We start from the raw sequence: 12,790 nt of genomic DNA on the forward strand, positions 1-12,790 counted from the left end.
CGACGGTAAAAACCCTCCCAGGTTCCCTGCTCCCCCTCCTCTACCCCTACGCCATTGGTCGGATGGCCACTACTGTGCGATTAATCACAAAGCATTACCCCGCACAAACAAAAAGGCCGCCCCGTGCAGGAGGCGGCCTTGCGTCGCGACGGCCTGCGCAGCAGGCCACGAAACCTCAGAACCTGGACCCAGGTTCCAGCAAAAAGTCCATCTCTTCGCTGGTACTCGGCCGCTCCAGCACCAGGTTGCGGTGCGGGAAGCGCCCGAAACGGGCAATTACCCGCTGGTGCTGCTCGGCATAGTCGAGGAAGCCTTCGAACAACCGGCGGTTGGCTTCGGGTTGCTCGTCCAGCAGCACCTGGTAGCGCTCGACGCACAGGTTCTGCCAGTCCAGCACTTCGGCATGTTCCAGAACCAGCAGCACGAACACCCGCTGTATCGGCAGCAGTTGGTAATCCCAGTTCTTCTGCAAACCCTGCATCGCCACCACCTGGGCACGCCGGTCGCCCTCGAAGGCACGCGGCGTGTCGCGGTAGATCATGCGCGGCAACTGGTCCAGCAGGATCAGCAGGCCCAGCCAGCCCTGCGGGCTTTGCTGCCACTCGTCGAGCCCACCCGCCAGGGCATGCTCGACCAGGTCGCCAAACAGCGCATGGGCGTCGGCGTCATGATGCTTGCCGAACCACAGCGTGCTCTTCTCGTCAGCCACGGCCTGGGGACTGGTGCCCCAACCGAACCACCACTCCAGCAACGGCTGCCAAGGTGCGAGCATGACTTACTCCTTGTGGTAGGCGGTGACGCGCTCGACCTCTTCCTTCGAGCCGAGGATTACCGACACACGCTGGTGCAGGCTTTCTGGCTGGATGTCGAGGATGCGATCGTAACCGTTGGTGGAGGCACCGCCGGCCTGTTCGATGATGAAGGACATCGGGTTGGCTTCGTACATCAGGCGCAGCTTGCCCGGCTTGCTCGGTTCGCGAGCGTCACGTGGGTACATGAACAGGCCGCCACGGGTCAGGATGCGGTGTACGTCCGCCACCATCGAGGCGATCCAGCGCATGTTGTAGTTTTTCTTCAGCGGGCCGGTCTCGCCTGCCAGCAGTTCGCCCACGTAACGCTGAACCGGGGCTTCCCAGTGGCGCTGGTTGGACATGTTGATGGCGAATTCTGCGGTAGTTTCCGGCACGCGGATGTTTTCGTGGGTGAGGACGAAGCTGCCCAGTTCGCGGTCCAGGGTGAAGCCCTTGACGCCGTTGCCCAGGGTCAGGATCAGCATGGTCTGCGGGCCGTAGATGGCGTAACCGGCGGCGACCTGCTGGGTGCCTGGTTGCAGGAAGGCTTTTTCGTTCAGGGTTTCGTTCTGGCTCAGGTATTCGTTAGGGCAACGCAGTACCGAGAAGATGGTGCCGACCGAAACGTTGACGTCAATGTTGGACGAGCCGTCCAGCGGGTCGAATACCAGCAGGTAGGCGCCTTTCGGGTACTTGCCCGGGATCTGGTAGGCGTTGTCCATTTCTTCGGAAGCCATGCCGGCCAGGTGGCCGCCCCACTCGTTGGCTTCCAGCAGGATATCGTTGGAAATCACGTCCAGTTTCTTCTGGACTTCGCCCTGCACGTTTTCAGTGCCCATGCTGCCCAGCACGCCACCGAGGGCGCCTTTGGACACGTGATGGCTGATTTCCTTGCACGCACGCGCCACCACTTCGATCAGGAAGCGCAGATCGGCAGGGGTATTGTTGCTGCGGGTCTGCTCAATCAGATAGCGACTCAGGGTAACGCGGGACATGTATGGCTCCGAAAGGATTGGGGGATAAAAACCCCCGCAGTTTACAGGGAGAGTTGCAGGCTAGCGAGTGATGAGACTCGCAACGGCTCTCAGACGGCACAATAGGTCGGTAGTTCAGCGCGCGCCAGGCCGGTGGTCTGGTTGTGGGCCCATTCGCGGGCACGCCCGCTCCCACAGGGACTGCACAAGATTTCCAAGGTTGTGCAAATCCTGGGGGAGCGGGCGTGCCCACGAAGAGGCCGGCACAGGCTTACCTCAATCCAAAGCCTTCCAGATCTCGCTGGCATATTCCCGAATGGTCCGGTCCGAGGAGAACCAGCCCATCCGCGCGGTATTCAGCACCGCCATGCGCCACCATTCCTGCGGCGTGTGCCAAAGCTCCTCGACCCGTCGCTGGGCATCCCAGTAGGCATCGAAATCGGCACACACCAGGAAACGGTCATGAGCTACCAGCCCGTCGATCAGCGCGCTGTAGCGCGACGGGTCGTCCGGTGAGAACACCCCGCTGCGAACAGCCTGCAACACGTCGTTCAGGCGGCTGGACGCGGCAATCGCCGCACTGGCGCCAAAGTCACCGTCGCGCCGCCTGGCCTCCACCTGCTGCGCAGTAAGGCCGAAGATGAACATGTTTTCGGTACCCACCTGCTCGCTCATCTCGACATTGGCACCATCCAGGGTACCGATGGTCAACGCGCCGTTCAGGCCGAACTTCATGTTGCTGGTGCCGGACGCTTCGTAACCGGCGGTGGAGATCTGCTCGGAAAGGTCCGCCGCCGGGATGATGCTTTCAGCCAGACTGACGTTGTAGTTGGGCAGGAACACCACCTTCAGCAGGCCGCGCACGGTGGGGTCGTTGTTCACCACCCGGGCGATGTCGTTGGCCAGCTTGATGATCAGCTTGGCCTGGTGATAGCTGGCCGCGGCCTTGCCGGCGAAGATCTTCACCCGCGGCACCCAGTCGGTACCGGGGTCGTTGCGCATGGCCTGGTACAACGCCACGGTGTGCAGCAGGTTGAGCAACTGGCGCTTGTATTCGTGGATGCGCTTGACCTGCACGTCGAACAACGCCTCGGGGTTCACCGTAACGCCCAGGCGGTCCTGGATGATGCTGGCCAGGGCACGCTTGCTGTGCAGGCGCTGCGCGGCGAACTGCTTGCGGAAACCGCTCTTGTCGGCGAACGGTACCAGATTGGCCAGGCGTCCTTCGGGGTCGTCCAGCAGCTCAGGGCCCAGCGCCTCGATCAGCATCGCGGTCAGCTGCGGGTTGGACTGGTACAGCCAGCGGCGGAAGGTAATGCCGTTGGTCTTGTTGTTGATCCGTTGCGGGTAGAGCTTGTGCAGCTCGGCGAACACCGTGCTTTTCATCAGTTTGCTGTGCAGCGCCGACACACCGTTGACGCTGTGCGAGCCGAGGAACGCCAGGTTGCCCATGCGCACCCGGCGGCCATTGTCTTCCTCGATCAACGACACAGCCCGCAACACGTCGAAGTCGTGCAGGCCTTTCGCCCGCAGCGCGTCGATGTGGTAGGCGTTGATCAGGTAGATGATCTGCATGTGCCGCGGCAGCATGCGTTCCATCAGCGCAACGGGCCAGGTTTCCAGGGCTTCGGGCAGCAAGGTGTGGTTGGTGTAGGCCAGGGTGCCGACGGTCAGCTCCCAGGCGGTATCCCAAGGGATCTCATGCTGGTCGACCAGCAGGCGCATCAGCTCGGCCACGGCGATCGACGGGTGGGTGTCGTTGAGCTGGATGGCCGCCGCATCCGGCAGGTTGAGCAGGTTGTCGTGCATGTTCAGATGGCGGCGCAGCAGGTCCTGCAACGAAGCCGAGACGAAGAAGTATTCCTGGCGCAGGCGCAGTTCCTGGCCCGCCTCGGTGCTGTCGGCCGGGTACAGCACCCGCGAAATGCTTTCGGCCCGTGCCACCTCGGCCACCGCGCCCAGGTGGTCGCCGGCATTGAAGCGTTCCAGGTGCAGCTCTTCCAGCGCCCGCGCACGCCACAGGCGCAGGGTATTGACGCTGGCCCCGCGCCAACCGACCACCGGGGTATCGTAGGCCACCGCCCGCACGGTCTCGCCCGGCCACCACACCTGACGCTGCTGGCCGTGGGTGTCGTGCACCGTTTCGACGCTGCCGCCAAAGCTGATGGGGTAGATCACCTCGGCGCGCTCGAACTCCCAGGGGTTGCCGAAGTCGAGCCAGTTCTCGGTCTGCTCCTGCTGCCAGCCATCGACCATGGCCTGACGGAACAGCCCGTGCTCATAGCGGATGCCATAACCGTGAGCAGCGATGCCCAGGGTCGACATGCTCTCCATGAAGCACGCCGCCAGGCGGCCCAGGCCACCGTTGCCCAGCGCAGCATCGGGCTCGAGCAGGCGAATGCGCTCCAGGTCCACGTTCAGCCCTTCCAATGCGTCGCGGGCAATGTCGAGCAGGCCCAGGTTGCTCAGGCTGTCATACAGCAGCCGGCCGATGAGGAATTCGAGAGAAAGGTAATAGACCCGCTTCTGGCTGCAGCGATACGCCTGGCGGGTGTGGTCCATCCAGTGATCGACCATGTGATCGCGCGCGGCCAGGGCGATGGCCTCGAACCAGTCGTGGTCGAAGGCGTGCTCTGGGTCCTTGCCAACCGCGTAGGTCAGCTTGTCCAGTACAGCGGCGCGAAATTCGGCCACCTCGGCGTCACGAGCTTTGGGTTCCTGGGACATGCGGCATCCTCGGGCAAGTTGACGAAAACGGAGGGAGACTGTTGAGCCTAGACCCTTCGACAGGGAGTGACAGTTAGCGTTCGCAGTTTTCATGCCCACTTTGCGATTCCGGCAAAAGGTTGTTCATAAATTGAACAATTCCGGTATGATCGCGCGCCCCAAGACCGTGATACACCCCATAAAGATGAAAACGACCCTGATCGCCGCAGCCGAAGTCGACCGCCTGGAGACCTGGCAGCGCTACACCAGCAACATGTGCCATGGCTGCCATTCGACCTGCTGCACCCTGCCGGTGGAGGTGAAGATCAAGGATCTGATCCGTATCGGCGTGGTCGACGAGTTCGAGAAAGACGAACCGCCGAAGAACATCGCCAAGCGCCTGCAGAAGGACGGCATCATCGAACGCTTCAACCAGAAGTCGGGGATCTTCACCCTGACCCGGATGAGCAATGATGACTGCCTGTATCTGGATCGTAAAAGCCGGCTGTGCACCATTTATGACAAGCGGCCGGATACCTGCCGCAACCACCCCAAGGTCGGGCCACGGCCGGGGTATTGTGCATACAAGCCCAAGGTGGTCGGGCGCTGATCGCTAGACTTCAAGGGCCTCTTCGCGGGCTTGCCCGCTCCCACAAGGGTCGCGCAAATCATGGGTTCAGCGACACACCTGTGGGAGCGGGCAAGCCCGCGAAGGGCCGCAAAGCGGCCACTGCTGGCCAATTATGTGCCAAGCCAGATTTCTACTTTCCGCCAGAGGGAAAGCTCCTGCATGCACCACCCTGCTCCGCCGGTGGATGTTCGGGATAGGTCTGCGGCAGCACGCTGACCGGGCTGGTAGCGATAAAGCCATCAGCAAACTTCGCTTCGACGAACTGCGCCTGCCATCCCACCGCCGGCGGCGTGCGCTGCAGGGTGAAGCTCTGCATGGGAGCGAGCGTCTCGGATTGGTAGCGCACCCCGCAGGCAAAACGGAAGTCGCGGTCCTGGCTGTTGCTCGCCGTCCACACCTTCACCGCCACTGGCGGCTCAGAGAAGTCGACGCTCATCTGCCCGGCATACCCGCTGGCCGACACCTGCACGCTTGGCAAAGGTGTGCCATCGCGCAGGCGCGTCACTGCAGGTACCAAGGTACTGACTACCGCTTGACGCACCCCGCCATGGTCAGAGTTCGGCAATACCCTGAGGCTGGTCTGGCCCGGCAGGCGCTGCTGATAATCGGTGACCGGGTCAGGGGCGAAGAAATCGTCACCACTGGCGGACACCAGGTACTTGGGAATGGCCAGACGCTGCCTTTTCTCGTTCAGGTACTGCATCGGGTCCATCATCGCCATCAGCCGCTCGAATGCCGGGGTACCCAGCTGCTGCAGGACACCAGCCTGCTGGTAGGAACCCAGCGCCAAGGGCCAGTGACCACCATAACGCTTGCGCAATCCGGCCAGCATGTCCGAAGTATCCGCGACGTCGATCACACTGGGCACGATGGCCATCACCCGCTCATCGGCCAATGCCGTGAGCCATGCGCTCCAGCCGCGCTTGGAGGCACCCGTGATAATGAAGCGGTCCACCGTGAGCCCTTGCCCTGCCAGCTCTTGCTCGGCCAGATCCATCGCCCGGCTTGCCGCCGCGGCCATCGGCACGTGCAGTGGCAATTCCGGCGCGGCGCCGCGAAGCGCATGAGCCCAGGTATGGGCCACGGCGTCATCCTCGCGCAAGGGCTTCTCGTTATCGTTGAAGGTCACATACTGATTGGGCACATCGCTGATCATGACCACGGCCATCCGCGCCTTGAGGGCGACCTCGCGCAATGCCTCGCGGGTATAGTCCGGGGTTTGCGCCGGTCCGAACCGTACACCGTTGTTCACCACCAGCAAGGCTTTGCCGGGCACGGCATTGTGCGGGATATGCAGCTCGACATCATGCTCCCAGCGGCGCGGCTCAACCACCGGCGCTGGCTCCCAAACCTGCGAAACCATCTGCAAGCGACGGAACGCATACCCAGGCTCGGAGGCTTGCTCGAGCAATACGGCTTCCAAGGGTGCCTGACGCACCTTGCCAATATGGCACTGGACAACATCCTGCGGACGCAGGCTGGCACAATCCTGCAGGGTGCAAGCCTGCAAGCCAGCCATCAGGCAGGGGATGGCCAGCGCTAAACGGTAATTCATGTGCATGCTTCCTGCTTCGAGAAAGCACTTCACGCTAGGCATCACAACAAGCGCGCACAAGTCGCAAAAGGCCGTGAAAGATGCCACCTACATCAGCTTGAGATATCACCTACAAAAACCTGCGTCAGACAAACAAAAACGCCCCCGGCCTTTCGACCGGGGGCGTTTTCGTTTCAGCTCAAGCTAGACGATCAAGCCTTGGCTTTCTTGGCAGCGCGGGTACGCTCGCCTTCGTCCAGGATCTTCTTGCGCAGGCGGATCGACTTCGGAGTCACTTCGCACAGCTCGTCGTCCTGGATGAATTCCAGGGCCTGTTCCAGGGTGTGGCGAACCGGCGGTACCAGGGCGATGACTTCGTCTTTGCCCGAAGCACGCATGTTGTCGAGCTTCTTGCCTTTGGTCGGGTTCACGCCCAGGTCGTTGTCACGGCTGTTCAGGCCGATGATCTGACCGTTGTAGATGTCCTGGCCGTGCTCGATGAACAGCTTGCCGCGAGCCTGCAGGGTTTCCAGCGAGTAGGTCAGCGCCTTGCCGGTCTCGATCGAAACCAGTACACCGTTCAGACGACCGGACATCTGGCCGGCTTTCATGGTGTCGTAGCGATCGAAGATCGAGGTCAGGATGCCAGCACCGTTGGTCAGGGTCAGGAACTGGTTACGGAAACCGATCAGACCACGAGCAGGTACGTTGTACTCCAGACGTACACGGCCTTTGCCATCCGGCGCCATGTTGGTCAGGTCGCCTTTACGCAGGCCCATTTCTTCCATGACCTTGCCCTGGGATTCTTCAGGGATGTCGATGGTGACGTTCTCGAACGGCTCCTGCTTCACGCCGTTGACTTCGCGGATGATCACTTCAGGGCGGCCTACAGCCATCTCGAAGCCTTCACGACGCATGGTTTCGATCAGAACCGACAGGTGCAGCTCACCACGGCCGGAAACCTTGAACTTGTCAGCCGAGTCGCCTTCTTCAACGCGCAGTGCAACGTTGTACAGCAGCTCTTTGTCCAGACGTTCCTTGATGTTACGGCTGGTGACGAACTTGCCTTCCTTGCCGCAGAACGGCGAGTCGTTGACCTGGAAGGTCATCGAAACGGTCGGCTCGTCAACGGTCAGTGGCTTCATCGCCTCGACGTTGTTCATGTCGCACAGAGTGTCGGAGATGAACAGCTCGTCGAAACCGCTGATGCAGACGATGTCGCCAGCCTGGGCTTCTTCAACGTCGACGCGGTGCAGGCCGTGGTGGCCCATCAGCTTGAGGATACGGCCGTTACGCTTCTTGCCTTCGGTGTCGATGGCAACAACCGGGGTGTTCGGCTTGATACGACCACGGGCGATACGGCCAACGCCGATAACACCGAGGAAGCTGTTGTAGTCCAGAGCGGAGATCTGCATCTGGAACGGGCCATCGACGTCAACGTTCGGCGCCGGTACGTTGTCGACGATCGACTGGTACAGCGGGGTCATGTCTTCGGCCATGTCGGTGTGGTCCAGACCGGCGATGCCGTTCAGGGCCGAGGCGTAGACAACCTGGAAGTCCAGCTGGTCGTCGGTGGCACCGAGGTTGTCGAACAGATCGAAGATCTGGTCCAGAACCCAGTCAGGACGCGCGCCCGGGCGGTCAACCTTGTTGATCACGACGATCGGCTTCAGGCCAGCTTCGAAAGCCTTCTTGGTCACGAAGCGGGTTTGCGGCATCGGGCCGTCCTGGGCATCGACCAGCAGCAGCACGGAGTCGACCATCGACATTACACGCTCAACCTCGCCACCGAAGTCGGCGTGGCCGGGGGTGTCGACGATGTTGATGTGGTAGCCGTTCCAGTTGATGGCGGTGTTTTTCGCCAGGATGGTAATGCCGCGCTCTTTTTCCTGGTCGTTGGAGTCCATCACGCGCTCGTCGTTGAGCTCGTTACGCTCCAAGGTGCCGGACTGGCGCAGGAGTTTGTCGACCAGGGTGGTTTTACCATGGTCAACGTGGGCGATGATGGCGATGTTACGCAGATTTTCGATCACAACTGTATCTCGATCAGAGGATTCGGTTGCCGCCAGTGTAGGCGGCGAATATGTACGGTTTGAGGCTCAGCGGGCCCGGTGGTCGGGAGGGCGATGGCGGATGCTGCCGCCATACAGCCCTGGCGTCTTATGCCGGACGATAAACACGCACATTGGCATGTCCCTCACTGAGCAGGTGGTGTGCGTGCAGACGGCTCATCACACCTTTGTCGCAATACAGCAAGTACTGGCGGTTGGCATCCAGCTGCTTGAACTTGCTGTTGATGGCATAGAACGGCATGGCCTGGACTTCGATACCGTCCAGCACCAGAGGTTCGTCTTCCTGGGCATCGGGGTGACGAATGTCGATGACGATCTGGCCGGGCAGCGCCTCGGTCACTTCCTCGATTTCGATGTCCTTGCCCAATTCGTCGATCACATGGTCGATGGAGATCAACCGGGCGCGTTCCAGGGCGCGCTCCAGCACGGCCATGTCGAACTGCTTCTCTTCATGCTCCATGCGGTGGCGCTTGGCGTGGGTGGTCGGGTTTACCGAGATCACGCCGCAGTATTCTGGCATGTGCTTGGCGAAGTCGGCAGTGCCGATCGCGTAGGCCTGGTCGATGATGTCCTGCTTGTGGCTGGCCAGCAGGGGGCGCAGCACCAGCTTGTCGGTGGCCGAGTCGATGATCGACAGGTTCGGCAAGGTCTGGCTGGACACCTGGGAAATCGCTTCGCCGGTGACCAGGGCATCGATCTCCAGGCGGTCGGCCATGTGCGCGGCACCACGCAGCATCATGCGTTTGAGGGTCACGCCCATGTAGCTGTTGTCGACCTTGTTCAGAATCTCGCCGACCACTTCCTCGAACGGCACGCTGATGAACAGCACGCGCTGGCTGCTGCCGAACTTCTTCCACAGGTAGTGAGCCACTTCCATCACGCCCAGCTCGTGGGCACGGCCACCGAGGTTGAAGAAGCAGAAGTGGGTCATCAGGCCGCGGCGCATCATCTGATAAGCCGCCACGGTGGAGTCGAAGCCACCGGACATCAGTACCAGTGTCTGCTCCAGGGCGCCCAGCGGGTAGCCGCCGATGCCCTGGTGCTGGTTATGGATCACGTACAGGCGCTGGTCGCGGATTTCGATGCGCACCAGGACTTCCGGGTTCTTCAGCTCGATGCCGGCGGCGCCGCACTGCTGGCGCAGCTGGCTGCCGACGTAACGGTCGACGTCCATCGAGGTGAAGTCGTGGTGACCACCGCGCTTGCAGCGCACGGCGAAGTGCTTGCCGGCCAGCAGGTGGCCGAAGTGCTGCTTGCACTTGGCGACGATGTCATCGAAGTCGCCGAGCGGGTATTCCTCTACCTGCAGGAAGTGGGTGATACCCGGGGTGCAGGTGAGGCGCTCGATCATCTCGCGCTGGACCTTTTCGTCCTCGACGCGGGTGACCACTTCGAGATTGTCCCAGACACCATCGACCACGAGCTCAGGATCGAGGTCCTTGAGCACGTTGCGGATGTTCTTGCCGAGCTGGCGGATGAAGCGCTTGCGCACCGGCCGGCTCTTGATGGTGATTTCTGGGAAGACTTTGACGATAAGTTTCATTGGTTAACAGCGCGCGCAGGGCCTGCCGAAAATGAGGGGCGCGAATTATAGCGGAAATTGCTCAGGATTTGACCAACTTTTGTACAGAAGGTCGGATTTATATTGCCTGCACCGGCCTCATCGCCGGCAAGCCAGCTCCCACAGGCTATCCACAGTCCTCAAGACCTGCGCCCTGCCTGTGGGAGCTGGCTTGCCGGCGATGAGGCCCTCAAAGAAAGCACATAACTCAAGCAATGCACACTATTGGTGCACTGCTACCAAAATTCGCATCTTAAGGGTGCACTTTTCCCCAGCAACCCACCCCCAGATGCCCGCAAACGCCCCCTTTTATCCCGCCCTCGCCATTTTCGGGCACTGGCATGCAATTTGCTCCCTTGTGAGGCAGGTAAGCTTGGCCGACTATCCGCGCCCGGCAACACCCTTTTTCCAGGGCAGCGGCCCACCGCGCTCTAGACCATCCGGAGGACAACATGTCGAAGTCGGTTCAACTCATCAAAGATCATGACGTCAAGTGGATTGATCTGCGTTTCACGGACACCAAAGGCACTCAGCACCACGTGACCATGCCGGCGCGTGATGCACTGGAAGACGACTTCTTCGAAGTCGGCAAGATGTTCGACGGTTCCTCCATCGCTGGCTGGAAAGGCATCGAAGCCTCCGACATGATCCTGATGCCGGTCGACGAAACTGCCGTACTGGACCCGTTCACCGAAGAGCCGACCCTGATCCTCACCTGCGACATCGTCGACCCATCGAGCATGCAGGGCTACGATCGTGACCCTCGCGCCATTGCCAAGCGCGCCGAAGAGTACCTGAAGAGCACCGGCATCGGTGACACCGTATTCGCAGGCCCGGAGCCAGAGTTCTTCATCTTCGACGAAGTGAAGTTCCAGTCGGACATCTCCGGCTCGATGTTCAAGATCTTCTCCGAGCAAGGCTCGTGGATGACCGGCGCTGACGTGGAAGGCGGCAACAAAGGCCACCGTCCAGGCGTTAAAGGCGGCTACTTCCCGGTTCCGCCGTTCGACCACGACCACGAAATCCGTACTGCCATGTGCAACGCACTGGAAGAAATGGGCCAGACCGTCGAAGTTCACCACCACGAAGTGGCGACTGCCGGCCAGAACGAAATCGGCGTCAAGTTCAACACCCTGGTGAAGAAGGCTGACGAAGTACAGGCGCTGAAGTACGTCGTGCACAACGTTGCCGACGCCTACGGCCGCACCGCCACCTTCATGCCGAAGCCACTGTACGGTGACAACGGCTCGGGCATGCACGTGCACATGTCGATCTGGAAAGACGGCAAGAACACCTTCTCGGGTGAAGGCTATGCCGGCCTGTCCGACACCGCCCTGTACTTCATCGGCGGTATCATCAAGCACGGTAAGGCCCTGAACGGCTTCACCAACCCGTCGACCAACTCCTACAAGCGTCTGGTCCCAGGCTTCGAAGCCCCGGTAATGCTGGCCTACTCGGCTCGCAACCGTTCCGCCTCGATCCGTATTCCTTACGTCGGCAGCCCGAAAGCCCGCCGTATCGAAGCTCGCTTCCCGGACCCATCGGCCAACCCATACCTGGCCTTCGCGGCCCTGCTGATGGCCGGCCTGGACGGTATCCAGAACAAGATCCACCCAGGCGATGCTGCCGACAAGAACCTGTACGACCTGCCGCCTGAAGAGGCCAAGGACATTCCGCAGGTTTGCGGCAGCCTGAAGGAAGCTCTGGAAGAGCTGGACAAGGGCCGTGCGTTCCTGACCAAGGGCGGCGTGTTCTCCGACGACTTCATCGATGCCTTCATCGAGCTGAAGAGCGAAGAAGAAATCAAGGTCCGCACCTTCGTTCACCCGCTGGAATACGAGCTGTACTACAGCTGCTGATCTGATCGGCGCCTCGCGCCGATGACATGATCACGAACGGCCTCCTTCGGGAGGCCGTTTTCGTTTCCGTGGCTGCGTCCTCGATTTCATACAGAACCGGCAGATGCCGCTGACATTTCGCCGCCCCCCTCAGCACGCAGGGTAGGCGTCCCTTCAGTCAAAGGACATCACGCCATGCGCAAACTTCTACCTGCAATGATTACCGTATCCGCCCTCCTCACCGGCTGCGCCAGCAATGGCACCGCGCCAGGCCAGGCAACGTCACAGGTGCTTCACCGCGCCACCGGCAGTTGGGACGGTACTCCCTATCTCGATTACCCCGAAGGACGACCAGTGCTGTCGCTTGTGAAAGTCAGCATTCCCGCCCACACCACCCTTGGCTGGCACTGTCACCAGGCGCTCAATCTAGGCTATCTGACCGAGGGACGACTCGAGGTGGAAACCCGCGACGGCAAGCGGACAAGCCTGGTTGCAGGCCAGACGCTGGCCGAACTTCAAGGGGAAGTGCACCGCGGGCACACCACTGGGCAGCCCGCCACTGTCATGGTGTTCCACGCAAGCAATGAAGACCTTGCGTTTTCAACGCCAGAAGCCGAATGCCCGCCAACTGTGCGATAAACCCTGAAACCACCTATGCTCCATATTGGTGCGCGCTGTGGACT

General features: G+C 61.1%; 9 protein-coding genes. 3 read left to right on the forward strand and 6 right to left on the reverse strand.

The window, feature by feature from the left end; genetic code table 11:
• Nucleotides 1-175: 175 nt before the first annotated feature.
• The 3 genes from MJ643_RS05475 to MJ643_RS05485 all read right to left on the reverse strand — a co-directional run bounded on the left by MJ643_RS05475 (nucleotide 176) and on the right by MJ643_RS05485 (nucleotide 4,492).
• A complete protein-coding gene (locus tag MJ643_RS05475) occupies nucleotides 176-772 on the reverse strand; it encodes a DUF924 family protein (RefSeq protein WP_013974567.1) in 597 nt (198 codons plus the stop codon).
• A gap of 3 nt (nucleotides 773-775) precedes the next feature.
• Entirely contained in the window at nucleotides 776-1,786 is a 1,011-nt protein-coding gene (locus tag MJ643_RS05480; protein WP_013974568.1) for a class 1 fructose-bisphosphatase, read from the reverse strand.
• 255 nt (nucleotides 1,787-2,041) lie between these two features.
• Entirely contained in the window at nucleotides 2,042-4,492 is a 2,451-nt protein-coding gene (locus MJ643_RS05485; RefSeq protein ID WP_013974569.1) for a glycogen/starch/alpha-glucan phosphorylase, read from the reverse strand.
• 184 nt (nucleotides 4,493-4,676) lie between these two features.
• Between MJ643_RS05485 and MJ643_RS05490 the strand changes: the two genes are divergently transcribed.
• Nucleotides 4,677-5,081 (forward strand): YkgJ family cysteine cluster protein, encoded by a 405-nt coding sequence (locus tag MJ643_RS05490; RefSeq protein WP_003259873.1) that lies wholly within the window; start codon nucleotides 4,677-4,679, stop codon nucleotides 5,079-5,081.
• Nucleotides 5,082-5,232: 151 nt separating this feature from the next.
• On the opposite strand, the gene MJ643_RS05495 is transcribed toward MJ643_RS05490, so the two are convergent.
• From MJ643_RS05495 to thiI, 3 genes are all read right to left on the reverse strand, one after another.
• Nucleotides 5,233-6,657, reverse strand: coding sequence for a PhoPQ-activated protein PqaA family protein (locus tag MJ643_RS05495; protein WP_044039913.1), 1,425 nt, complete (start codon nucleotides 6,655-6,657; stop codon nucleotides 5,233-5,235).
• Between the two features lie 191 nt (nucleotides 6,658-6,848).
• Nucleotides 6,849-8,669, reverse strand: coding sequence for a translational GTPase TypA (typA, locus tag MJ643_RS05500; protein WP_003259874.1), 1,821 nt, complete (start codon nucleotides 8,667-8,669; stop codon nucleotides 6,849-6,851).
• 127 nt (nucleotides 8,670-8,796) lie between these two features.
• Nucleotides 8,797-10,251, reverse strand: a complete 1,455-nt coding sequence (thiI, locus tag MJ643_RS05505; RefSeq protein ID WP_013974574.1) for a tRNA uracil 4-sulfurtransferase ThiI — start codon at nucleotides 10,249-10,251, stop codon at nucleotides 8,797-8,799.
• Between the two features lie 470 nt (nucleotides 10,252-10,721).
• Between thiI and glnA the strand changes: the two genes are divergently transcribed.
• Nucleotides 10,722-12,128, forward strand: coding sequence for a type I glutamate--ammonia ligase (gene glnA, locus MJ643_RS05510; protein WP_013974575.1), 1,407 nt, complete (start codon nucleotides 10,722-10,724; stop codon nucleotides 12,126-12,128).
• A gap of 174 nt (nucleotides 12,129-12,302) precedes the next feature.
• Entirely contained in the window at nucleotides 12,303-12,746 is a 444-nt protein-coding gene (locus tag MJ643_RS05515; RefSeq protein WP_015272116.1) for a cupin domain-containing protein, read from the forward strand.
• Nucleotides 12,747-12,790 lie beyond the last annotated feature (44 nt).

The sequence above is a fragment of the Pseudomonas sp. PNPG3 genome (assembly GCF_023093815.1).
GTDB lineage: Bacteria > Pseudomonadota > Gammaproteobacteria > Pseudomonadales > Pseudomonadaceae > Aquipseudomonas > Aquipseudomonas asiatica.